The sequence below is a fragment of the Streptococcus sp. DTU_2020_1000888_1_SI_GRL_NUU_041A genome, assembly GCF_032387735.1.
Taxonomy (GTDB): domain Bacteria; phylum Bacillota; class Bacilli; order Lactobacillales; family Streptococcaceae; genus Streptococcus; species Streptococcus sanguinis.
Genome location: NZ_CP135591.1, coordinates 2,286,587 through 2,308,549, shown reverse-complemented (window position 1 = coordinate 2,308,549; position 21,963 = coordinate 2,286,587). Strand labels below are relative to the sequence as shown.

The following is a 21,963-nucleotide window of genomic DNA, read 5'->3' as shown; positions in this document are numbered from 1 at the left end:
TAGGCTGGCAGTAAGTCCGATTTGCAGCTAGTCTAATACAAATTTGTTTGAGCAGAGTAAAAGAAAGAACGGAGAAGATCATGACAGAACAAGAATTGATTCAAGGCTATGAAACAGAAATTCACTACCAGAAGCATATGATTGAAAATCTAGGACGCTGGTTCAGTCTCTTCTTTGCCATTGCCAGCATCGGTCTTGTTCTGATTTATCTCTTTCATGAGACCAATCTCCTAGCACTTATTGCAGGAATCGTCCTAGCTCTACTTGGTATCTTAGCCATGCTTTTGTTTGGCTATGGTATCTATAGAGGACGCCTAAATCTGCAAAAAGTGATTGATGATTTTGAAGCAAAACTAAAACTTGCAAGATAGATATTCCCCTAAAGACAAGTCTGAGAGGATTTTAGCTCGGACTTGTTTTTTCTTTGACTTTAGGAGGCAGCGAAGAAAAAATAAAATTTTTCTTTCATCTAGCCGGTTTTTTTCTTGACTATTTCTGACCAAGTGATAAAATAATAACTATAGATTAGCACTCGATAGTTTAGAGTGCTAAAAATTCAATCTTTGGAGGAAAACTATGTTAAAACCATTAGGAGACCGTGTGGTCTTAAAAGTAGAAGAAAAAGAGCAGAAAGTTGGCGGATTTGTCATTGCAGGCAATGGCCAAGCAGCGACTAAGACAGCAGAAGTTGTCGCAGTCGGACAAGGTATTCGTACTTTGAACGGTGAGCTGGTAGCCCTGAGCGTTAAGGAAGGGGACAAGGTTCTCGTAGAAAATCACGCAGGCGTGGAAGTCAAGGACGGAGATGAAGCTTATCTCTTAGTCAGTGAAGCCAATATTCTAGCAGTTGTCGAGTAAGATTAGAAGAGAGGAATAATAAAATGGCAAAAGATATTAAATTTTCAGCAGATGCAAGAAGCAGCATGGTTCGTGGAGTTGACATCTTAGCGAATACTGTTAAGGTAACTTTGGGTCCTAAAGGCCGCAATGTCGTTTTGGAAAAATCCTTTGGCTCACCCCTTATCACCAATGACGGTGTGACCATTGCCAAGGAAATCGAACTGGAAGACCATTTTGAAAATATGGGCGCTAAGTTGGTGTCAGAAGTTGCTTCAAAGACCAACGATATCGCTGGTGATGGAACAACAACGGCAACTGTTTTGACACAGGCTATCGTCCGCGAAGGGATTAAAAATGTTACAGCTGGTGCTAATCCAATCGGTATCCGCCGTGGGATTGAAGCAGCCGTTGCGACAGCTGTTGAAGCCCTGAAATCTAACTCAGTACCAGTTTCCAACAAGGAAGCTATTGCTCAGGTCGCAGCCGTATCTTCTCGCAGCGAGAAAGTCGGTGAATACATCTCTGAAGCTATGGAAAAAGTTGGCAATGACGGCGTTATTACCATTGAAGAGTCCAAAGGAATGGAAACGGAACTGGATGTAGTTGAGGGAATGCAGTTTGACCGTGGCTACTTGTCTCAATATATGGTAACCGACAATGAAAAAATGGTAGCCGAACTGGACAATCCTTACATCTTGATTACTGACAAGAAAATTTCTAACATTCAAGAGATTCTTCCTTTATTGGAAAATATCTTGAAAACTAATCGTCCGCTCTTGATTGTCGCAGATGATGTGGACGGAGAAGCTCTGCCAACGCTGGTTCTTAACAAGATTCGCGGGACCTTTAATGTCGTAGCTGTTAAGGCACCAGGCTTTGGTGATCGTCGTAAGGCTATGTTGGAAGATATCGCTGTCTTGACAGGCGGTACAGTGATTACAGATGACCTTGGTTTAGAGCTCAAGGACGCTACGATTGAAGCGCTTGGACAAGCTTCTAAAGTCACTGTTGATAAGGACAGCACTGTGATTGTGGAAGGTTCTGGTAATCCAGAAGCCATTGCTAACCGTGTGGCAGTCATTAAATCGCAAATTGAAAGCAGCACTTCTGAGTTTGACCGTGAAAAACTGCAAGAGCGCCTGGCTAAATTGTCCGGTGGTGTAGCTGTGATTAAGGTCGGAGCTGCAACTGAAACAGAACTCAAAGAAATGAAACTCCGCATCGAAGATGCCCTTAACGCAACCCGTGCAGCGGTAGAAGAAGGAATCGTCTCCGGTGGTGGTACTGCCTATATCAACGTATTGGACGCTGTTGCAGGTCTTGAGTTGGCAGGGGATGAAGCGACTGGTCGTAACATCGTTCTCCGCGCCTTGGAAGAGCCCGTTCGTCAAATCGCTCTGAATGCAGGCTTTGAAGGTTCAATCGTCATTGACCGTCTGAAAAACTCTGAAGTTGGTACAGGATTTAATGCTGCGACTGGCGAATGGGTTAACATGATTGAGGCTGGAATCATTGACCCAGTTAAGGTGACTCGTTCAGCCTTGCAAAATGCCGCTTCTGTTGCTAGTCTTATCTTGACAACTGAAGCAGTAGTGGCTAATCAACCAGAACCAGCAAGCCCAGCTCCAGCTATGGATCCAGGCATGATGGGCGGTATGATGTAGAAAATAACGGGATTATATATTTCTACAAATTAGATATAATCTTTATCTTATATTTATCAATTAGAAAACTGAGCAGATTTGTTCAGTTTTTTTATTGTGACTAGTTATCTAGCAAGCATTAATAATTATGCTTATTTTTAAAAACAAATTTATATATATGAATATTTATGGTCATATAATTCATATTTGTTCATTTATTATGCATCCAAATATTACATTTTTGTTTCAAAGAAATACAAGAAGATGACGGAGGAAACGGTTTTCAATTCTTATATGACAAGGTTTTTGGAGAAATAAATTGGTTTACACATTGTCGACAAAAGCTGAACTGGTAAAGGTAAATAGTTGACTTATAGTCAATCGTATGCTAGTCTAATATATGTAGTATATTGGAAATGTAAAGGAATTTTAATATTTTTACATGTTCGATAAAAAGGAAAAAAGGAAAAAAACGGAGGGATTATTTATGAAAAGAATATCTCAGACTATTGCGCGCTTTTTCTCAGTAGCCTTTGTGCTCCTCTTTAGCCTGTTTTCTAGCAGTCAATCTGCCAGAGCCAACACGGTAGACGATGTTATCACGTCAGTAAATGTTTACAATCAAAAGGGTGAAGAATTGACTGACGGCCTCTCCCCTTGGGAAAAATTCCAGATTGACGCAAACTTTGCCTTCAATTACGGTAAGGTTCAGCCAGGAGATACTACGACCATTGGACTTCCTGCTGAATTTGCCTTGGAGGGAGCTGATTTTGAAGTCAAAGATGATGACGGCAATCTCGTAGCGACAGCTGTGGTTGATGCAAGCTCTAAACAGCTTACACTGACTTATACAGACTATGTCCTGACTCGCTCTCATATTGAAGGGAAAGTTCATCTCTTGGCTCGCGTTGATCATACAGTAGCCAGAGATAAAGGCTCTATTCCTCTGAAACTTATCGTTGGCAAGAAGATTGTTGAGTATGGGAAAATTGACTACAAAGGTCTTCCTGGCCAAGCAACTCCTTATACTTTCATAAAATACGGCTGGAATAATGCGGATAATATCAAGAGCATTACTTACAGCCTGAATATCAACCAACAAAATCAAGAATTGGATAATGTTGTTATTTCAGATACTCTGGGCTTTAATACCGGAGAAATTGATCTCAACAGCTTCCAAATTCTTAAAGGCTCATGGGTTGTTGACCCGGCTGATAACTCTTACCGACTAAGCCAGCAACGCGAGGATGTGACAGCAAATTATACGATTAATCTTGCTGCTGACAAGCGTTCCTTTACCATTAACATGGGGCATATCGGTGCCAACGAAGGATTCTATGTTCGCTACCGTGTTAACTTCCCTACAGTTCCGACTGATGGAACACTCTTCCCGAACGAAGCAATCATGCGAGCAGATAATATTGAAGAGCAAAAATCATCAGTTGCTGTCCGCTACCAACGTGCAAACGGCTATGCACATGGGGATGTCTACGGTGTGCAGGTGACTAAAAAAGACGAAGCTGGTAAAGCCTTGGCAGGTGCTGAATTCACATTGTACGATGAAGATGGTGTGACAATTGTTCAAAAAGCAACTAGTGATGCTAACGGGATTGCTTCTTTCAGCAACTTGATTAAGGAGCATTATCTGATTAAGGAAACCAAGGCACCAGAAGGTTACCAACTGTCAGATGAAGAGATTCAGGTTAATGCCGCTCAGCTCAAAAATTATGGTTCTGGTATTATTTACAAAGACTTTACCAACCGTAAGGCATTGATTACCGCTTCAGGTACCAAGACTTGGAATGATGACAACGATAAAGATGGCAAACGTCCAGACAAGATTACCGTTCGTCTCTATGCAAATGGCACTGAAGTTGCTCATAAAGAAGTTGGTCCGAATGATAAGGGTGAGTGGAAGTATGAGTTCACTGACTTGCCAGCGACTGGTGAAGATGGAAAAGATATTGTCTACTCAGTTACTGAAGACCGTGTTTATGGTTATACAGCTACTGTTGATGGTATGAACATTACCAATACACCAGTTCCAGGAGTTCCGCAACCGCCGAAACCTAGCTCGGACAATAGCTCTAAGAGCAGCAGTAGTAGTTCTAGCTCTAGCTCAAGTAGCAGTAGCACGACTTCTAGCTCAAGCAGCACTACAGGAAGCACTGTTGTGATCATCGAATCAGACAATGGTACTGGCGGAGGAAATGCCTCTAATGTTGGAACCAAGAAAGTTCTCCCTAAAGCGGGTGAGAATGCTAGCTGGATCATGATTGCTGCTGGAGTAGCTCTAGTAGGCTTGGTAGGCTTCATTGTCTTCCGTGCTAAGAAGAAATAAATTTCATCTCTGTTCCTTTGAGGGACAGAGATTTTTTACTCCAAACCCGGATTAGCTATAGCCATTTTTTAGAAAGCAAGAAAATGCTTTTTTTACAATCAGTCACTATCTTGTATTCTTTTGTTAATCCAGACTGTGATGTTCCGTAATATAGTTGTTTTAAAATAAAAAGCAACTAAGATGTTTCCTAGAACAAATTAGTTGCTCAGAACTACGGGGAAAGCCGCTTGGATATGCAAGCGTGAGGCATATCAAAACTTGATATATATAATCTTTCTTAATTCCTAAACCAAAAAAATTATAAGACATCCTTAGGAATATGCTCGGTGTGTAACCATCTTTATCAAGTTTTCGTCAAACTTATTATACTTCAGTCTTCTCTCGTAGTTTTTGTTATGCAATGCCCCCTCCTTTCTTGTGCCTAAAGGAAGGGGATTTTTCGTGTGGAAAATCTACTTTGAATTTAAGGAGATGATTGAGCTGAAAAAAGCGAAATTAAATAAGCAAAAAAGCCTTGATTTCAAGGCTTTTTCTTATCTATTTCTATGCCCCCTGCATGAATTTGTAAGAACTTTTCATATTGAAAATAAACAAAAATGTTGAAATATAGCTGATTTTAGGGAAATACTTTTAGGTATTTTCAATGTCAGGATTTAAAAATGGGGCAAAAGTGGGGCAAAAACAAATTAACGAAAAAAATATCGAGTTCGTGCATCAAGTAAATGATAAATTGCAAGAATAAGTGCAACATTTACTTGAACTCATCCTCTAGAGCTTCACTAGCAGTTCTGTAAGCTAAACATTTTCGTGGTCGGTGATTGATATCATATAAAGCCTTGGTTCCCAAAGCTTTTTTATGTTATAAACTCATTAAAAGAACCCCCAGTTAGATTTGGAATATTTTTTATTCTGTGTCACATAAAAATAAATAAAATGAATGGCTATAGCTAGAGCTAAAATGGTTGTTATACTCACTACTATTATAGGATTAGAAGCAAAGATTAAAGAGAGAATCAAGGCAGCCAGATAGAGTGTCGCTTGGACACAGTAGTAACTTTTCGAATAGCGAAGATAGTGTTTGTTATAGGGCCCATTTACTAGGACAGCAGCTTGAAAGAGGCCAAATCCGATATAAGAGAAGCTGGTTGCAAAGAGAAGATTAGCTTCAGGATTCAGAAGAAAACTCATCGAAACGGTCATCATAATAAGTCCAATGAAAATAGGATAGTGACTGTAAATTAGAAATAGTCCCTTTTGATTAGATTCTTCATCAATAGCATGGTCGAATTGACCAAAATAAAACAAGAACAGAGAAAGCATAATAATGAAATAAAGAACCGAATAAATCGAGAAATTCTCGATTGTAAAGAAGTTAGCTAGCTCCATAATCATCTCTCCAAACGTAATAATGACAAGAAGGGAGATGCGCTCGATTAAATGGGGGAGATTTACCTGGTAATGCTTATCTTTACTAAGCAAGATAATTGGCATAATAAATGTTAGCAGAATACTAGCAAATAAGACAGAGACTCCAACGTAAATAGGAAGAAGAGCTGCTAGATAGACTCCTAAACTTCCTAGACCTGTTATCCATAGAAAACCTTTGATACTTTCCCGTTCAACATTATCGGTTGATTTTCTAAAAAATTCAACCAAATATTGTAAAAATAAGGTAAAGGTTAATGTACCAACAGCCCAACAAAGATAATGAAAATATTGTTGCCAATCAGGTCCAATCATATTGGCTATAAAGAGTAAAAGTCCCATTTTGATAAACATGATTACCATGTTAAATAAAGAGTTCTTTCCATAGCGATTGGTATAAACGGTTTGAATCATCCATGAATCAGTGAGAACCAAAACAGCCATGAAAAAATCAAGGAAAGAATTCCAAGTCAAAATACCGTTATGAAGATGCTCAATTAAAGTAGTTGCTTTTGAAATTGCAAAAACAAAAACTAGGTCATAAAAAAGTTCTGAAAATTCTACACGTTTATGTTTAATAAGAGTTGTCATCTTAAGTCCTTTCTATTCTAGAAGTACAATTTATTATAACAGAAAATGGTAATGAGAGAAAAGGAGATGCTTAAATAACTTCATGTGACGCGAATTGTCAAAACCTTGGAGCACATTTACCTCATGTACCAACTCACAGGCAGAGTGTTTGATGATTGATAATGAAGAATAAGATTTTACAATAGAAAAGCGAGGATATCCTCGCTTTTTTTATTTAATCTAATAGCTCCTTATTTTCAATTAAGAGCTCTAGTGGAGATTTATCTCTTGCTTCAATAAAACCAGGTTCATATTGGGTATGAAGTGTTCTTTTCTGAGAAGTTGGATCAATATACAACTCTTTTCCATCTTCTGTGTATAGTTGGTTGCCTCTTGTTAGGTAAAGAGACGAAAAAGCTGAGAATATGATTTCCCAGCTTTTTTGAATGCGATAGAAATAGCAACTAGACTATTTACGAAAGGCCTCAATAATGTAGGTGAAGCCAGTAACTAAAAATGCAAAGGCAATGACATAAACGACAAAGACACCTGTAGCCACTGGATTGAACAGAATCACTAGACCTAGTAAAAATGTAAGCAAGGCTACCCACATGATATTGCTACCAATAATAGGGAAAATCAATCCTAGACGATTGCCTTTAAAGAAAGCAATAATGGCTTCTACAATTAACCAAATTCCTACAATGGTCGGAATGACGACCGGCAGGGTCACAAAGCCATAAGCCACGAGGTAAAGAGCTAAGAGAAGACTAACAAACCCTTGGAAAAGATAAACAGGTGAGCGAAGCTCTTTTGGTGCAGAGAAATAGCCTAAAATAGCTGCTATAGAAGAAACCAGTAAACCAAATGCAATCCACCAGCTGTAAGCAACAAGATTAGCTACTGGGTTTGTAAATAGCAAAAGTCCTAAAAAGACAAAAACAACTCCTGCAAGGAATAGCAGTAAACGATTAGAAAATTTCATACCAATACCTCCGATATAGTATAGTTTGCTAATAAAACTATTGTACTTATTTTTATAGAAAATGTCAATAAAATAAATAAACAATTTGGAAGTTTCAGTCTGACTTACAAAAAGAAAAGGAGTTTTCACTCCTTTTCACAGATTGAAGACAAAGTCCTTATAAAAGTGTCTTCTAAAGATTTTAACTTCAATCTGAAGCGAGGTTATCCTCGCTTTTTCTATTTATCAAACAATTCCTTATTTTCAATTAAGAGTTCTAGTGGAGATTTATCCCTTGCTACAATAAAACCAGGTTCATATTGGTTATGAAGTGTTCTTTTCTGAGAAGTTGGATCAATATACAACTCATCTCCATCTTCTGTGTATAGTTGGTTGCCTCTTGTTAAGTAAAGTAAATCCTCTAAGTACTGTCCATCAGTTTCTAGAAAATCTTCGATGTATTTGACAGCTTTTAAAATCTCACTTACTTTATCAGAGTATTCATTAGATTCAAGAACACTCTTTTCTAACTCAATCTCTTTACTCGTTCCAAAGAGTTGGGTTGGAGTTGCATTAAAATATTCTGCTATCTTATCCAAATTTGCAAAGGTAGGATAGCTTTTTTGTTTTTCGTAATCAGAGATGGACTGTTTACCGATTCCTAAATCTTCAGCTAGTTGAGTTTGGCTTACTCCTTTTTCTATGCGCAATCGTGCCAAATTGGGTCCAAAATTTTGAATAATAAAGGTCATGGGAAACTCCTATTTTTATTTTTAACTTATTTTATCACCTATAAACTTACAAATCAAGTTTTTAGCTGACTTGCCCAAATATTTTTTATAAAATATATTTATAACTTAGAAATAAGTTATAAATGATAAAAAATAGTTCATAAGTTTAGGGACAGTGAGTGAGGAGGAAGTTGAGGATGAGACTATGACTTATGACTATTCGAAGCCTTGGAGCTAGAAATTGTGTGGACAAGGACAAGGGACGAGCCTGACGGAAAGTCAGGCGAAGTCCTGCAGACTGCCGTCCAGACAATTTCTAGCCAAGCAAAAGCTGGCTATTCTAACAGCCAGCAAAAAGGGACACTTAGGACAACGTCCAAAGAACGACGGAACGAACAAACGTTGATTTGACGGTGTTTCCGAGACCTAAAAAATCTAAAAGAAGGGGGGACAATTTTGTTGGTTTCTATACAAGATTTAAGAAGTACTCAAGAACGATGTGATGTAGGAGAATTAGTACAGCGGATAGATGTCAGTATTGATAGATTAACGGTTATCTGGGATACAGACATTGGTTCCCTAAGACGAATTTTCAAAAATCTGAAACAGGCAATAAGTACAAGAGTTGATTCATTTGAAATACATGATAACGTACGAGATGATGTATTTACTTTAGCTAAAGATTTTAATGAGTATGATTCAATCAATATTATATTTTTCCAATTATCCACTTATGGAAATGAGCAATTGATTCGAATTGATTTTAATCCTAATACTTTAAAAGAATTTGGCGGAATGAAAGTATGGAGGCAATTAATGTACTTTGCTAGATTGAATTCATTGACGGTACGCTTGTCTCGTTTTGATTTGGCATTTGACATTTTCAACAGGCCTGAAATCGTTAATTTGCAACATATTAAAGGTGGTGTTACCCATAAGGCCTTCTATGGTAGAGGGGGTGAATTAGAGACGAAATATTGGGGTTCTAGCGGTAGTAATGTACAAGTTAGGTTATATGATAAGAATAAAGAAATCATTGCTCACAAGCGCGAAGAGAAGCTAGATTTGGATGTAAATCCGTTTTGGTGGAGACTAGAGTTCCAACTCAGAACCAAAGCGATTGGTGAGGAGATGGTCCAAGATGTTATGAATCGACTTGATAATTTCGGATTTTATAAGCTAGAACATATTCGAGTGGAGCAAAGAGCATTTACAATTATCTTTCTCAACAATCCTGAACTGTTATCATTGGCTTTTCCAAATTTAAAATCAGACAGCATCAAAAAGAAAAAAACAAGAGTCCGCAAACTATTGAGAGAAGAAACGAACCAATTTGCGGAAGAATTAAAAGAAGTATTAATACAGAATCTCCCTAAATTAAATACAGAATTACAACTACTTGTAGGTGAGTTTCTGAATTTAGGAAATAAATAAGGAGGATAACTATGGACAATAATTTAATTAGTAACAAAGAATTAATTGAAATGGGCTATCGCCCTCATACAGCGAATGATATCATTCATCAGGCAAGAGAATTACTTGTATCACGAGGCTATACATTTTATAATCGCAAACGTTTGATGGTTGTTCCCAAAAGTGTTGTAAATGAGATTCTAGGAACAGAGGTGGCGTAATATGGCAAGTGTTCGTTACCGAAAGCGAGGAGATAGTAACTTATGGACCTATGAAATTCGTAACGAAGGAAAAACTGTTGTTCATAATAGCGGTTTTAAAACAAAAAAACTTGCAGAGTCAGAAGCTGAACCGATTCTGCAAGAACTTCGTTTAGGAAAAAGAATTTCTAGAGATATTTCTCTTGTAGATCTATATCAAGAATGGCTTGAATTAAAAATTCTACCGAGTAGTAGGTCGGAAGAGACAAAGAAAAAATATCTTCTCCGTAAAAACACAATTGAAAGATTATTTGGAAATAAAAAAGTCACTCAAATTCGTGCGAGTGAATACCAAAGAATAATGAATAAGTATGGGCAAACAGTTGGTAGAAATTTTCTTGGTAGATTGAATACTGGGATTCATCAGAGCATCCAAATGGCAATTGCCGACAAAGTTCTAATAGATGATTTTACACAACATGTCGAGTTATTTTCATCCAAAGAACAACAGATGACGGAAGAGAAATATTTACATACCGAAAAGGACTATCTGGATTTACTTTTAGCAGTAAAGAGAAAATTTGATTACCAACGTTCAATTGTTCCTTATATCGTCTATTTTCTATTAAAAACAGGCATGAGATTTGGAGAGTTAATAGCGTTAACTTGGAATGAAGTTGACTTTGACAGAGGACTGCTAAAAACATATAGGAGGTTTAATACCCTTTCTCATAAATTTGTCCCTCCAAAAAACAAAACGTCTATTCGGATGGTACCGATAGACGAAGAATGTATTAAGATATTACAATTTCTAAAAATTGAACAAGAGAAGGCTAATAAAGAGCTAGGAATCAAGAATAGGTATAAAATGATTTTTCAGCATTATGGATATATTCACTTGGTACCAGATATTGCAAGTGTCAATAAAGCTTTGAGTGTTCTTTTAAATGAATTAGATATTTATCCAATTATCACGACAAAAGGAGCACGTCATACCTATGGAAGCTACCTCTGGCACAAAGGTTTTGACCTTGGAGTTATTGCAAAAATTCTAGGGCATAGAGATATTTCAATGTTAGTAGAAGTATATGGACACACTTTAGAAGAGAAAATTTTTGAGGAATTTAATCAAATAAGAGATGTTTGGAAAGATTGCTCATAAAAAAATGTGGGGCAAACGATGGGGCAAATCAGTTATAGACAAGCAAAAAAGCCTTGTAAATCAAGGCTTCTTCCTGTTAATTTAGATGCCCCCTGCAGGGATCGAACCTGCGACCCACGGATTAAGAGTCCGCTGCTCTGCCAGCTGAGCTAAGGAGGCAATAGAAAAAGCTGTATTGGTGCCGGACCTTCACGATTTGTATTGAACCCGCGCAATTAAGCAGGTGGGCAACTCGCTCTAACTGAAGCTGCTTCCGCGTGACACGGCTTGCATGCTGTTAGAAGTCTTTTGTTTCCCTAATAATACAAAAAATAGTCGGTCAACACTTAAGTGTGAAGTCGTACACCACAGCGTTTCTATAATTATAATACCATAAATTTTGAAAAATTCAAGAGAAAAATGTGATTTTTTGCAAACGATGTCATCATTTTTTTAAGTCGTCAATCTTATCCTTAGTCATCCCAAGGGCTCGCTCGTATTTGCCATTCTTGTTAGGAGTGAAATAATTGGCATCTTTTATCTTGTCGGGCAGATAGTCCTGCTTGACCCAATTGCCAGGATAGGAGTGAGGGTAGAGATAGTCCTGAGCATTACCCAATTCCTTGCTGCCGGCATAGTGTCCGTCGCGTAAGTGGCGGGGGATGGGCAGATTTCCATTCTTTCTTAGGTCGGCTAGGGCCTTGTCCATGGCTAGATAGGCTGAGTTGGACTTGGGCGATAGAGCTAGATCAATGACAATATTGGCAATAATGATACGAGCTTCAGGAAAACCGATCCGCTGAGCTGCCTCCAGAGCTGTAACGGTATGGACTTGAGCGTCAGGATTTGCTAGGCCAATATCTTCGTAAGCGATAACGGTCAAACGTCGAGCTAGGCTAGGCAGGTCTCCTGCCTCAATGAGGCGGGCTGCGTAGTGGAGACTGGCATTGACATCGGAGCCACGGATAGACTTCTGCAGGGCAGAGAGGACATCGTAATGGCCGTCTCCGTCCTTATCCATGGTGATATAGCTTTTTTGCAGGCTGTTTTCCATGACATCGAGTGTGATGTGGCGAATGCCCTTGCTATCTTCTGGGGTAGAGAGTACGGCTAGGTCCAGCGAGTTATAGGCGGAGCGCAGGTCTCCGTTGGTAGAGATGGCGATGAAGTCCAGAGCTTCATCGTCTAGCTCCACTGGGAAATTAAATCCTCGTTCCTTATCCGTCAAGGTTAGCTGGATGGCTGTCCGGATGTCTTCGTTGCTGAGGGGCTCAAGCTCAAATATCTGAACTCGGCTTCGGATGGCAGGAGTGACAGAAAAGAAAGGATTTTCTGTCGTCGCTCCAATCATGATGACCAGACCACTTTCTAATAGCGGCAGTAGAAAGTCTTGTTTGGTCTTGTCCAAGCGGTGAATCTCATCCAGCAGGAGCACCAGTCCGCCGGAAAATTTCGCTTCTTCAGCGATCTCCTGCAGGCGTTTCTTACTATCTACGGTGGCGTTAAAGGTCCGGAAGGCAAACTTGGTTGTACCGGCAATAGCCGAGGCGATAGAGGTCTTGCCGATGCCGGGTGGCCCGTAGAGGATCATCGAGGACAGGCGATTGGCTTCAACCATGCGACGGATGATTTTCCCGGGTCCGACCAGATGTTGCTGGCCGATGATCTGATCAATGTCAGTAGGTCGCATGCGCAGGGCGAGGTTTTCTGGCATAAAATTTCCTTTCTGCAAGTGTTTTTCTTGGCTTTTTGTGTTACTATTGTAGATAGTAATATTTTATCACAATGAAAAGAGGAAATCATGGCTAAGTACGGTTTTTTGGAGATATTGGACGAGGAAATGGGGAAGAACTTTCCTTTTGATTATGAAATAAACTGGGACAAGAAGAATCACGCAGTCGAGCTTGCCTTTCTCCTTGAGGTGCAAAATCCAAGCGGAATTGAGACGGTTGATGCTGAGGGAAATGCCTCGGCTGAGGATATTTACTTTGAGGAAGCCGTGCTTTTCTACAATCCGACCAAGTCTCGTTTTGAGGCCGAGGATTATCTGGCTGCCCTGCCCTATGAGCCTAAGAAGGGCCTGTCACGGGAGTTTCTGGCTTATTTTGTGGATTTCCTAACCCAAACGGCTGAGTCTGGTCTCGATGCACTCATGGACTTCTTAGCGGATCCAGAGGCAGCAGAGTTTGAGATAGCTTGGAATGCTGAGGCTTTTGAAAATGGCAGAGCTGACTTGACTGAGACAGACTTTTATCCTTATCCGAGGTATTAGGAGGCGCTTATGGAAAATGCAGAAGGACTAGATTTACTGCAAAAACAGATGGAATTTTCTGGCTGCAAGATTGCTTTGATATGTGATGATAAGCTGCTGACTATCTTGCGAGACGATATTTCAACCATTCCTTGGCCCAATATGTGGGAGCTGCCGGGCGGTGGCCGAGAGGACGAGGAGACACCTTTTGAATGCGTCCAACGAGAGGTTTTTGAAGAGCTTGGTTTGAAGCTTGAAGAAGCGGATATTCTCTGGGCCAAGGAATATCAAGGAATGCTTGATCCAGACGAAACTTCTATTTTTATGGTGGGAACCATCACTCAGGAAGATTTTGCCAGTATCGTCTTTGGTGATGAGGGCCAGGCTTATCAGATGATGGATGTGAGCCAGTTTTTAGCAGCTGCCAAGGTTATTCCGCAGCTGCAGGACAGGTTGAGAGATTATTTGGAGGTGCGAGCATGATTCATATTGAGCGGGCGGGAGCTGAGGATTTAGAGACCATTATTGCCATTCAGCGAGCGAGTTTTAAGGCTGTTTATGAAAAATATCAGGATCAATACGACCCCTATCTGGAGGAGCGAGAGCGGATTCGCTGGAAGCTGGTTGAGCGGCCCAATAGTTTTTATTATTTTGTCAAAGACGGCGAGAAGATTCTGGGCTTTATCCGCTTGAATACAAATGATGAACAGACAGCAGGCTGGATTGGGACAGTGGCGATTTTGCCAGAGCACCAGAATAAAGGATATGGCTCTGAGGGGCTTGGCCTGATAGAGGAGACATTCTCTACCATTAGGCAATGGGATTTGTGTACGGTTTTCCAGGACAAAGGCATGGTGGCTTTTTATGAGAAAAACGGCTATCATCAGACCCATACGGAGCCCGAGAAAGCGGGCATGGATATGGTCTATATGACGAAGACAATGAAATAAACAAAGAAAGGATTGTTCAGTTAAATTTCTAAACTGAACCCGCCCTAAATACTATGCCAAAAAGATAAAGTTTTCTTATACGCAAGCGTCGTCAGAGAATTTCCTATTTTGGCTTTGTGTTTTACGGGCATGGTATCTTAATGATGGACACTTGGCAGGAATTAACGATTGAAGTGAAGCGTGAGGCGGAGGAAGCAGCCTCTAATATTCTGATTGAGCTGGGCAGTCAGGGTGTGGCTATCGATGACAGCGCAGATTATCTGGGGCAGGTTGACCAGTATGGTGAGCTTTTTCCAGAAGTTGAGCAGAGCGAGCGGGTCAAGATTACCGGCTACTACCCGGATTCAGTGGATATAGAGGCTGTTGCGGCCCAGGCCAATGAGCGACTGGCTGAGCTGGATGGCTTTGGCTTGGAGACGGGAGATATTCAGCTGACTCGGCAGGAACTGGCTGAGGAAGACTGGGCGGATAACTGGAAGAAGTACTTTGAGCCGGCTCGGATTACCCATGACTTGACTATTGTGCCGTCCTGGACGGAGTATGAAGCGACAGCTGGTGAGAAGATTATCAAGCTGGATCCTGGCATGGCCTTCGGTACGGGCACTCACCCGACGACCAAGATGAGCCTCTTTGCGCTGGAGCAGGTCTTGCGAGGCGGAGAAACTGTGCTGGATGTGGGCACAGGCAGCGGCGTCCTCTCCATTGCCAGCTCTCTCTTGGGCGCTAAGGAGATCTACGCCTATGATTTAGACGAGGTGGCGGTGCGCGTGGCTCAGGAAAATATTGAGCTCAACCCTGGTATGGAGAACATTCATGTGGCTCCGGGGGATCTTCTCCGAGGTGTAGAAATCAAGGCGGATGTCATTGTTGCCAATATCTTGGCCGATATTCTCATCCATCTGACAGAGGATGCCTACCGTCTGGTCAAGGATGAGGGCTATCTGATTATGAGTGGGATTATTTCTGAGAAGTGGGAAATGGTGCGCGAGTCAGCAGAAACGGCAGGATTTTTCCTGGAAACGCATATGATTCAGGGCGAATGGAATGCCTGTGTCTTTAAGAAAACGCAGGACATTTCAGGCGTGATAGGTGGTTAGATGCAGCAGTATTTTATAAAAGGAAGTCCTCAGTCTCCTCTGGTGGTCACGGATAAGGACACGGCCAAACACATGTTTTCAGTCATGCGGCTCAAAGAGGGCGACCAAGTCACACTGGTCTTTGATGATGGCGTGAAACGGCTGGCTCGGGTATTGGATCCCAACCAGCAGAGCTTGGAAATCTTGGAGGAGCTGGCAGACAATACAGAGTTGCCGGTTCAAGTGACCATTGCTTCGGGCTTTCCTAAAGGCGATAAGTTGGAATTCATCACTCAGAAGGTAACGGAGCTAGGAGCCAGTGCTATCTGGGCTTTCCCAGCTGACTGGTCAGTGGCCAAGTGGGATGGCAAAAAGCTGGCTAAAAAGAGTGAAAAACTAGAGAAAATTGCTCAGGGAGCAGCCGAGCAGAGCAAGCGCAATCTGATTCCTGAGATTCGGCTCTTTAATAAAAAAGCAGACTTCCTGGCGGCCTTGGCAGACTTTGACCGTATCATCGTGGCCTATGAAGAATCGGCCAAAGAAGGAGAAGCTGCAGCTCTAGTCCGAGCTCTGTCAGGCTTGGCAGCCGGAGCAAAAGTGCTCTTTATCTTCGGGCCGGAGGGTGGTCTATCGCCAGATGAAGTAGCGGCCTTTGGCCAAGCAGGTGCTGTATCAGCAGGTCTAGGCCCACGTATCCTGCGGGCTGAAACAGCTCCGCTTTATGCCTTGACCGCAGTCAGTGTTTTGCTGGAATTAAGCAGTGACAGTCTTTAAAAAGCAAAATCAGCAGCCAAAATAGCTGCTGATTTTTTAATTATTGTCTTTCTCGTTTTTTAAAGGCGAAGATTCCTGCAAGTCCGGTCATGACAAGTCCCAAGAGTCCAAGCGAGGATGTCTTTTCTCCAGTTGCTGGGAGGCTTTCTGCTCCTGCCTGTCTGTGGGATGCCTGCTTGTTTGTGCTAGGGTCAACAGCAGTCAAGACAGGGAAGTCTACTCTACTATGCTGCAGATTGGCTGCTTCGACTGCGATAGTCGGAGAGCTTGACTGTTCGATAGGCACCGGTTCAGTTTTCGGTGCGACGTAGACGAATTTGTATTCGCCGAATCCTTCTTGGGCAGAAGCTGCTAGATAGACGATGTCTCCGTCAGTACCAATCAAGTTCTTGGCCTTATCAGCTGTCAGGAAGCGCAGGTCTAGTCCCTTGATGGTATCAGCGAAATGCCAGTTCTGATCTGCACTTGGATTGATATTTTTGACAGCCAAAATATAGTTGATGATAGCTTGGCGGTTTTCCAGATTGAGCAGACGGTTGAGGCTGGCTTCTCGAACACCTGGGAAGTTACCGTTGGACCGGTAGTTGTTGGTCACGACGATAAATTCCTGATTTGGATCAATCTCCTTGCCTTGGTATTTCAGATTACGGACTCGACTGGCATTTGGGTTGGCCAGTTTGCCTTCGCGGTCGTATTTATTAGGCTGGGTAATGTCAAACTCATAGGTAACACCGTCGATAACATCAAAGTTATAAGTCCGGTAGTCAGTATTGACCAGATTTTGCGGTTGGCTATTGTTTGGGTCAATGGTATTGAACTGGCCCGCTGACATTTCCAACCATTCTTTGAGCTGGGCACCGTTGACCTTGAGGATAGCTGTGACATTGTCATAGAGATAGAGGTCTGCTACATTCTTGATGGCAATAGGACCAGCTGGAATGTCTGTGTAAGCCGTTGCGTCCCCACGAGTTCCTGCCTTGAAAGGCGCTGCTGCAGACAGGATAGGAAGATTGGCTTCAGGCGTGCCAGCCAGCTCTTGCTTAGCATACCAAAGCTGGGCATTGTTGACGATTTGCACGGATGGATCGTCTTTGACCAGAGAGAAGTAGCTTGTAATCGGTGCAGTCGTAGTGCCGACTTGCTGGCGGACATAGTTAATAGTCCCTTGGTGGGATTCTTTGGCAATGTCAATGACGCGCTGATCTGCTACATTAGACTTGGTATCTACCTTGCGGATGGAGCCTTTGCTGTCAGTGACTTTCCATTTGCCGTCGGTATAGTTGAGCTTGAGGTCGATGACGCCCAGATGGTCGCCGTATTTTCCAGCCATGGTTACTGGAGTGCCATTGATTTTACCGTTGACACCGTCTACACCAGGATATTTTTCGTAGAATCCAGTTCCATTTCCGCTTGGAAATTCTGCGTGGGAGTGGCCCGTTACAACAGCATCCACACCTGGCAGACTGGCAATTTGATAGCCTTCATTTTCCTCGCCTTTTTCATACTTGTCATCTCCGATACCGGAGTGAGAAAGCACCAAAGTGATGTCTGCACCAGCCTTGCGCATCTCAGGAATGATGTCTCGAATGGCCTCAACAGAATCGCGAACGACCACTTTTCCTTCTAGGTTTGCCTTATCCCAGTTGAGGATCTGTGGCGGTACAATCCCAGTCACACCAATCTTGACGGTCGTCAAGCGTCCCTGAGTATCCGTAAAGGTCTTTTCGATGATTTTGTAAGGCTGATAAATGAATTTACCAGTCGCTGGATCCAGCACATTGGCATTGACAATAGGCAAGCCAGCTGTCTCAATCACGCGGTTGAGATAGTCCAGACCGTAGTTGAACTCATGGTTCCCTAGCGTACCAGCTTCAAAGCCCAGAGCCTGTAGAGCAGCATACATAGGGTGCTGCTCGCCCTTCTCCACAGGATTCACAATGGCCTTGTAGGTTCCAAGCGGCGTTCCTTGGATGGTATCGCCATTGTCAACTAAGAGGACGTTCGGATTTTCTTTCTTGGCCTTCTCGATTAGCACGGCTGTTTTAGCCAGTCCTAAGGTCTCCACCGGCTTGTCCTGATAGTAGTCGTAGTTGACCAAGTTGGTATGGAGGTCGGTCGTTGCCAAGATACGAACATCGACAGTCTGTCCCTCCACGGGTTTAGTGTCCTCAGTAGCCGCGACATTGCGAGCCATAGCCATCAGAGCATCAGCGTTTCCGCTGGCATTTTCTGGGGAAATAGCAGAGCTAGGATCCGTGCTCTCTGGTGTCGCAGTAGCTTCAGTAGGATTTGCAGCAGTCGTTGGTTTTGCTTCCGCTGCGCTGCTTTCTACTGGGGCAGGATTAGCAGTGACTGCTGGAGCATTCTCATCAGCTTGAACAGCATTTACAGCTGCCGCAAGAGCCGCTGCACTCAAAAGCACAACCGTTTTTTGAAGGGATGATTTAGACATAATATCTCCTTTATTAAAATGAATTTCAGACTTATATTATACTATATTAAAGCGCTCTCATCAAGAAGAAATTTCCAGTATAGAGCTTTTATGCTTTCTAATATTGGTTTGAAAATACTGAATGAAGACATCAGCGGATAAGTGAATAATCGGATGGAGGTAGAATAAAATAGAGTTTTAAAAATTTATGGTACACTATAGAGTGACTGAAATAAGTTACTTTGTTAAGTATAATAAACAAGGAGAATATCATGGAAAAGAGAATTTTTCTCAAAATATTACTTTTAGGGGGAGTCATGATAGGATTAATAGGATGTGGAGAAAAGAGGAGCAGCCGAGATTGGATTGAGAATAAGGTAGCTGAAGTGAGTCGCGTCTATCCCACTGAAAACCTATTGGATTTGTTTAAGCAATTTCCGTATGGGTTTAAAGTAGAGCAAGTGTATATCAAACGGGGGACTTATCTTATCGAAATGTCTTTACAAGGGGATAGTAGTAATCACACAATTTCTGGAGTGCTAACCAAGACACGGGCTTCTGATGATATTACTGAAAAGCCAGAAGAAACAATAAGAGTTGATTATATAGATGGGAAATTTGTCTTTTCTGATGAGGGGCAAGCGAAAGAATTATGGCCTTTTGATGGATTCTTATTTCAAAAGTTAACCATTAATCAGTCTTTTCTATCTTCTTTATCTATGAAATCCAAAAGTTATAATGGCAACAACGGGGCGTTTGATATTTATTATTCAGTTCAAAATCAAACTATCAATCAGTATTTTCACAAAAATGAAAGAGAGCAGGCAACTTTAGGATTTGGAAGTTCGAACCGAAACGACGATTATTACTATTATTCAGTAACTGTCAACTACGACAATGTTTATTCATTTAGAGAAACCGTGTCAAATTAAAAGGAGATAAAAAATTGTTAACAGTGACATTCCTACGTTAGATGCTTCAAATTTAGCATGTTATCTACTTTGATAAAATCATTATTAGGAGCAATTGCCTCACCGCCTTGTATCCGTTTTCATGTTTTGGTATAATAGTGGTGAGCTCACTTGGGTAAGTCGGAAAGGGAAATAAAACGGAAAAAATCAGACTGCCTAAGCTGAGAAGCGTATCTGCATTCTTTGCCTGATAAGGAGAGGAGGTTCGCCATGACTATGTCTGCCTTATTTGAGTTGTTTGTCGCCCTTTTAGGTGTGGCATCTACTTGCTACCTTGTCTACGCTTATTGTCAATTTATCAAGGAAGAAGTTCATCACTTTCTTCACCACACCCCGCCCGTTTAAGGCGGGTTTTTGCTTTTGGTAAAATAGTTTATATTATATAATGAAACTGACAAAGATTGAGGAGTGTTTATATGTCTAAGAGAAGAAATAGGATTAAGGGGCTTATTGGCCTAAGTGTATTGATATTGCTGGGAGGAGGCCTCTACCTAGCTCATAAAAATCATGAATTTCAGAATGAGATGACAAGAATTGTCCACAGTAAGAAAGTGAAGAATCTAATAGAAAAGAAATTAAAAAAATTAGATTCTCATGCTTTAACGGATAAGGGGAAAATTCAATCCTATAAAATTGATGATAGAAGCATTCGTCATAATCCAATGGGAGGCATTATGTTTGATATTATCATTAATGATGACCCTGATATTGTTGGGTCAACAGGCCTTAGAAAATATGGAGAGAATGAGGAGATACGAACTGTTGGTATGGATAGGTCAAAAGGTCTTCAGAAGTTGCTAGAGGAGTGATGGCCAAAGAGTCATAAGGAGATTTCTTTATTTAGAGGTGAATATATGAAGAAAAAACATAAAATTGTCTTATCAGTTGTTAGCTTGTTTGTGGCTGCTTGCATAGGAGTAGGTCTCTACCTAGCTCATAAAAATCAAGAATTTCAAAATGAAATGTTCAGGATTGTTCACAGTGAGGAAGTGCGGAAGCTAATTGAAGAAGATTTAAGGAGAAAGGATCCTCATGCTTTAACGGATAAGGGAAAAATTCGTTCTTATAAAATAGATGATAGCTCCATTAAACATAATCCGATGGGGGGTATTATGTTTCATATTATCATTAATGATAGTATAAGTATGGTTGGGAAGACTGGTCTTCAGATGGATGGTGAGAATGGGAAAATTCGTACGGATGGTATGACTGAATCAGCGGGTTTGCAGGCGTTGTTGGAAAGTGACGACAAGTGATTCACTATTCTAGTTATAGCGAAAACCTCTTGCTTTAATTGGAATTGCAAAGTCTATACCACATACTAAATTATAATAGTCGTAGGAGTGTCTAATGAAGCAAAAACATAAAATTATCTTATCAGTTGTTAGCTTGTTTTTAGTTCTTTGTCTGGGAGGAGGAATATACTTGACTTACAAAAATCAAGAATTCCAGAATGAGATGATAAGAATTGTCCACAGTGAGGAAGTAAAGAAATTGATTGTGGAAGAATTAAAAGCAATCGATCCAAATGCTTTAACGGAGAAAGGGAAAATCCGTTCCTATAAAATTGATGATTCAACCATTCGTCATAATCCGATGGGAGGCATTATGTTTGATATTATCGTCAATGATAGTATAAGTATGGTTGGGAAAATGGGAATTCAAAAAGATGGCGGAAGTGAGCAACTAAGCTCAGTAGGTATGGATGAATCAGTAGGTTTGCAAGCTTTGGTAGGGGAATGATGACAAGTGATTCACTATTCTAGCTATAGCGAAAACCTCTTGCTTTAATTGGAATCGCAAAACCTATACCACATACTAAATTATAATAGTCGTAGGAGTATCTCATGAAGCAAAAGCATAAAATTATCTTATCGGTTGTCAGTTTGTTTTTAGCTCTTTGTCTGGGAGGAGGAATATACCTGACTCACAAAAATCAAGAATTCCATAATGAGATGACAAGAATTGTCCACAGTGAGGAAGTTAGAAAAATGATTTTAGAAGCATTAAAAGAAGAAGATCCGAATGCTTTAACGGATAAGGGGAAGATTCGCTCTTATAAAATAGATGATGCGAGTATTCGTCATAATCCGATGGGGGGGATTATGTTTCATGTTATAATTAATGACGATTCGGATGCTATATTTAAATTTGGTATAAGGAAATATGGTGAAGATGGTAGAATGAGTTTAGTTGGTGGTTCTCTTACGGAAAAACTTCAACAGTTATTAGAGGAGTAGAT

24 protein-coding genes and 1 tRNA gene are annotated in these 21,963 nt (G+C 41.0%); 19 read left to right on the top strand and 6 right to left on the bottom strand.

What is annotated here, in order from left to right:
- Window positions 1-80: 80 nt before the first annotated feature.
- The 4 genes from RSK81_RS11375 (at window position 81) to RSK81_RS11360 (ending at window position 4,824) form a co-directional block, all read left to right on the top strand.
- Window positions 81-371, top strand: a complete 291-nt coding sequence (locus RSK81_RS11375; RefSeq protein ID WP_002901670.1) for a hypothetical protein — start codon at window positions 81-83, stop codon at window positions 369-371.
- Window positions 372-576: 205 nt separating this feature from the next.
- Window positions 577-858 (top strand): co-chaperone GroES, encoded by a 282-nt coding sequence (gene groES / locus RSK81_RS11370; protein ID WP_002898579.1) that lies wholly within the window; start codon window positions 577-579, stop codon window positions 856-858.
- 23 nt (window positions 859-881) lie between these two features.
- On the top strand, window positions 882-2,504 hold the full coding sequence (groL, locus tag RSK81_RS11365) for a chaperonin GroEL (protein ID WP_002903605.1): 1,623 nt from the start codon (window positions 882-884) through the stop codon (window positions 2,502-2,504).
- Between the two features lie 466 nt (window positions 2,505-2,970).
- A complete protein-coding gene (locus RSK81_RS11360) occupies window positions 2,971-4,824 on the top strand; it encodes a Cna B-type domain-containing protein (protein ID WP_032913433.1) in 1,854 nt (617 codons plus the stop codon).
- 870 nt (window positions 4,825-5,694) lie between these two features.
- Here RSK81_RS11360 and RSK81_RS11355 read toward each other — a convergent pair.
- From RSK81_RS11355 to RSK81_RS11345, 3 genes are all read right to left on the bottom strand, one after another.
- Entirely contained in the window at window positions 5,695-6,840 is a 1,146-nt protein-coding gene (locus tag RSK81_RS11355; protein ID WP_002919842.1) for a low temperature requirement protein A, read from the bottom strand.
- Window positions 6,841-7,288: 448 nt separating this feature from the next.
- A complete protein-coding gene (locus RSK81_RS11350) occupies window positions 7,289-7,804 on the bottom strand; it encodes a DUF308 domain-containing protein (RefSeq protein WP_315686866.1) in 516 nt (171 codons plus the stop codon).
- A gap of 218 nt (window positions 7,805-8,022) precedes the next feature.
- Window positions 8,023-8,535: a helix-turn-helix domain-containing protein gene (locus RSK81_RS11345; RefSeq protein ID WP_002919839.1), complete on the bottom strand. Its 513-nt coding sequence runs from the start codon at window positions 8,533-8,535 to the stop codon at window positions 8,023-8,025.
- Window positions 8,536-8,742: 207 nt separating this feature from the next.
- On the opposite strand from RSK81_RS11345, the gene RSK81_RS11340 reads away from it, so the two are divergent.
- The 4 genes from RSK81_RS11340 to RSK81_RS11325 are packed head-to-tail and all read left to right on the top strand — an operon-like array spanning window position 8,743 to window position 11,289.
- The gene (locus RSK81_RS11340; protein WP_080558681.1) at window positions 8,743-8,925 is read left to right on the top strand and encodes a hypothetical protein; all 183 of its coding nucleotides are present in this window, start codon (window positions 8,743-8,745) and stop codon (window positions 8,923-8,925) included.
- Window positions 8,926-8,970: 45 nt separating this feature from the next.
- Window positions 8,971-9,948: a replication initiation protein gene (locus RSK81_RS11335; protein ID WP_049547830.1), complete on the top strand. Its 978-nt coding sequence runs from the start codon at window positions 8,971-8,973 to the stop codon at window positions 9,946-9,948.
- A gap of 11 nt (window positions 9,949-9,959) precedes the next feature.
- A complete protein-coding gene (locus RSK81_RS11330; protein WP_000369785.1) occupies window positions 9,960-10,148 on the top strand; it encodes a DUF3173 domain-containing protein in 189 nt (62 codons plus the stop codon).
- Between the two features lies 1 nt (window position 10,149).
- On the top strand, window positions 10,150-11,289 hold the full coding sequence (locus RSK81_RS11325; protein ID WP_009659642.1) for a site-specific integrase: 1,140 nt from the start codon (window positions 10,150-10,152) through the stop codon (window positions 11,287-11,289).
- Between the two features lie 86 nt (window positions 11,290-11,375).
- Here the strand turns inward: RSK81_RS11325 and RSK81_RS11320 are convergent.
- Window positions 11,376-11,448, bottom strand: a tRNA-Lys gene (locus tag RSK81_RS11320).
- A gap of 265 nt (window positions 11,449-11,713) precedes the next feature.
- Window positions 11,714-12,982 (bottom strand): replication-associated recombination protein A, encoded by a 1,269-nt coding sequence (locus RSK81_RS11315; RefSeq protein ID WP_268682781.1) that lies wholly within the window; start codon window positions 12,980-12,982, stop codon window positions 11,714-11,716.
- 87 nt (window positions 12,983-13,069) lie between these two features.
- Here RSK81_RS11315 and RSK81_RS11310 point away from each other — a divergent pair, with 87 nt between their 5' ends.
- From RSK81_RS11310 to RSK81_RS11290, 5 genes are all read left to right on the top strand, one after another.
- On the top strand, window positions 13,070-13,540 hold the full coding sequence (locus RSK81_RS11310; RefSeq protein WP_268689221.1) for a DUF3013 family protein: 471 nt from the start codon (window positions 13,070-13,072) through the stop codon (window positions 13,538-13,540).
- A 9-nt stretch (window positions 13,541-13,549) separates the two neighbouring features.
- On the top strand, window positions 13,550-14,002 hold the full coding sequence (locus tag RSK81_RS11305) for an NUDIX hydrolase (RefSeq protein ID WP_315686864.1): 453 nt from the start codon (window positions 13,550-13,552) through the stop codon (window positions 14,000-14,002).
- A complete protein-coding gene (locus tag RSK81_RS11300; RefSeq protein ID WP_124765776.1) occupies window positions 13,999-14,469 on the top strand; it encodes a GNAT family N-acetyltransferase in 471 nt (156 codons plus the stop codon). Before RSK81_RS11305 ends, RSK81_RS11300 begins: the two co-directional genes overlap by 4 nt.
- Window positions 14,470-14,612: 143 nt before the next feature.
- Window positions 14,613-15,566: a 50S ribosomal protein L11 methyltransferase gene (gene prmA / locus RSK81_RS11295; protein ID WP_315687780.1), complete on the top strand. Its 954-nt coding sequence runs from the start codon at window positions 14,613-14,615 to the stop codon at window positions 15,564-15,566.
- Window positions 15,567-16,319: a 16S rRNA (uracil(1498)-N(3))-methyltransferase gene (locus tag RSK81_RS11290; protein WP_315686862.1), complete on the top strand. Its 753-nt coding sequence runs from the start codon at window positions 15,567-15,569 to the stop codon at window positions 16,317-16,319. It abuts the gene before it with no gap.
- A gap of 40 nt (window positions 16,320-16,359) precedes the next feature.
- Here RSK81_RS11290 and RSK81_RS11285 read toward each other — a convergent pair whose 3' ends face one another.
- On the bottom strand, window positions 16,360-18,771 hold the full coding sequence (locus RSK81_RS11285) for a bifunctional 2',3'-cyclic-nucleotide 2'-phosphodiesterase/3'-nucleotidase (protein WP_315686860.1): 2,412 nt from the start codon (window positions 18,769-18,771) through the stop codon (window positions 16,360-16,362).
- Between the two features lie 251 nt (window positions 18,772-19,022).
- Between RSK81_RS11285 and RSK81_RS11280 the strand changes: the two genes are divergently transcribed.
- The 6 genes from RSK81_RS11280 (at window position 19,023) to RSK81_RS11255 (ending at window position 21,961) form a co-directional block, all read left to right on the top strand.
- Complete coding sequence (locus RSK81_RS11280) at window positions 19,023-19,682, top strand: hypothetical protein (protein ID WP_002911114.1); 660 nt, start codon at window positions 19,023-19,025, stop codon at window positions 19,680-19,682.
- A 255-nt stretch (window positions 19,683-19,937) separates the two neighbouring features.
- A complete protein-coding gene (locus RSK81_RS11275; RefSeq protein ID WP_268869550.1) occupies window positions 19,938-20,066 on the top strand; it encodes a hypothetical protein in 129 nt (42 codons plus the stop codon).
- A 71-nt stretch (window positions 20,067-20,137) separates the two neighbouring features.
- The gene (locus tag RSK81_RS11270) at window positions 20,138-20,530 is read left to right on the top strand and encodes a DUF1310 family protein (RefSeq protein ID WP_002911115.1); all 393 of its coding nucleotides are present in this window, start codon (window positions 20,138-20,140) and stop codon (window positions 20,528-20,530) included.
- A 45-nt stretch (window positions 20,531-20,575) separates the two neighbouring features.
- Window positions 20,576-20,977, top strand: a complete 402-nt coding sequence (locus tag RSK81_RS11265; RefSeq protein WP_002911116.1) for a DUF1310 family protein — start codon at window positions 20,576-20,578, stop codon at window positions 20,975-20,977.
- A gap of 94 nt (window positions 20,978-21,071) precedes the next feature.
- Window positions 21,072-21,464: a DUF1310 family protein gene (locus tag RSK81_RS11260; RefSeq protein ID WP_002911117.1), complete on the top strand. Its 393-nt coding sequence runs from the start codon at window positions 21,072-21,074 to the stop codon at window positions 21,462-21,464.
- A gap of 104 nt (window positions 21,465-21,568) precedes the next feature.
- Window positions 21,569-21,961, top strand: a complete 393-nt coding sequence (locus RSK81_RS11255; protein WP_002911118.1) for a DUF1310 family protein — start codon at window positions 21,569-21,571, stop codon at window positions 21,959-21,961.
- The last annotated feature ends 2 nt before the right edge of the window (window positions 21,962-21,963 follow it).

What these genes read in the sequence shown, in the direction of transcription:
- RSK81_RS11375 (WP_002901670.1), top strand. Translation starts at nt 81, where the DNA reads ATGACAGAACAAGAATTGATTCAAGGCTATGAAACAGAAATTCACTAC.
- groES (WP_002898579.1), top strand. Translation starts at nt 577, where the DNA reads ATGTTAAAACCATTAGGAGACCGTGTGGTCTTAAAAGTAGAAGAAAAA.
- groL (WP_002903605.1), top strand. Translation starts at nt 882, where the DNA reads ATGGCAAAAGATATTAAATTTTCAGCAGATGCAAGAAGCAGCATGGTT.
- RSK81_RS11360 (WP_032913433.1), top strand. Translation starts at nt 2,971, where the DNA reads ATGAAAAGAATATCTCAGACTATTGCGCGCTTTTTCTCAGTAGCCTTT.
- RSK81_RS11355 (WP_002919842.1), bottom strand. Translation starts at nt 6,840, where the DNA reads ATGACAACTCTTATTAAACATAAACGTGTAGAATTTTCAGAACTTTTT.
- RSK81_RS11350 (WP_315686866.1), bottom strand. Translation starts at nt 7,804, where the DNA reads ATGAAATTTTCTAATCGTTTACTGCTATTCCTTGCAGGAGTTGTTTTT.
- RSK81_RS11345 (WP_002919839.1), bottom strand. Translation starts at nt 8,535, where the DNA reads ATGACCTTTATTATTCAAAATTTTGGACCCAATTTGGCACGATTGCGC.
- RSK81_RS11330 (WP_000369785.1), top strand. Translation starts at nt 9,960, where the DNA reads ATGGACAATAATTTAATTAGTAACAAAGAATTAATTGAAATGGGCTAT.
- RSK81_RS11325 (WP_009659642.1), top strand. Translation starts at nt 10,150, where the DNA reads ATGGCAAGTGTTCGTTACCGAAAGCGAGGAGATAGTAACTTATGGACC.
- RSK81_RS11315 (WP_268682781.1), bottom strand. Translation starts at nt 12,982, where the DNA reads ATGCCAGAAAACCTCGCCCTGCGCATGCGACCTACTGACATTGATCAG.
- RSK81_RS11310 (WP_268689221.1), top strand. Translation starts at nt 13,070, where the DNA reads ATGGCTAAGTACGGTTTTTTGGAGATATTGGACGAGGAAATGGGGAAG.
- RSK81_RS11305 (WP_315686864.1), top strand. Translation starts at nt 13,550, where the DNA reads ATGGAAAATGCAGAAGGACTAGATTTACTGCAAAAACAGATGGAATTT.
- RSK81_RS11300 (WP_124765776.1), top strand. Translation starts at nt 13,999, where the DNA reads ATGATTCATATTGAGCGGGCGGGAGCTGAGGATTTAGAGACCATTATT.
- prmA (WP_315687780.1), top strand. Translation starts at nt 14,613, where the DNA reads ATGGACACTTGGCAGGAATTAACGATTGAAGTGAAGCGTGAGGCGGAG.
- RSK81_RS11290 (WP_315686862.1), top strand. Translation starts at nt 15,567, where the DNA reads ATGCAGCAGTATTTTATAAAAGGAAGTCCTCAGTCTCCTCTGGTGGTC.
- RSK81_RS11285 (WP_315686860.1), bottom strand. Translation starts at nt 18,771, where the DNA reads ATGTCTAAATCATCCCTTCAAAAAACGGTTGTGCTTTTGAGTGCAGCG.
- RSK81_RS11280 (WP_002911114.1), top strand. Translation starts at nt 19,023, where the DNA reads ATGGAAAAGAGAATTTTTCTCAAAATATTACTTTTAGGGGGAGTCATG.
- RSK81_RS11275 (WP_268869550.1), top strand. Translation starts at nt 19,938, where the DNA reads ATGTCTGCCTTATTTGAGTTGTTTGTCGCCCTTTTAGGTGTGGCATCT.
- RSK81_RS11270 (WP_002911115.1), top strand. Translation starts at nt 20,138, where the DNA reads ATGTCTAAGAGAAGAAATAGGATTAAGGGGCTTATTGGCCTAAGTGTA.
- RSK81_RS11265 (WP_002911116.1), top strand. Translation starts at nt 20,576, where the DNA reads ATGAAGAAAAAACATAAAATTGTCTTATCAGTTGTTAGCTTGTTTGTG.
- RSK81_RS11260 (WP_002911117.1), top strand. Translation starts at nt 21,072, where the DNA reads ATGAAGCAAAAACATAAAATTATCTTATCAGTTGTTAGCTTGTTTTTA.
- RSK81_RS11255 (WP_002911118.1), top strand. Translation starts at nt 21,569, where the DNA reads ATGAAGCAAAAGCATAAAATTATCTTATCGGTTGTCAGTTTGTTTTTA.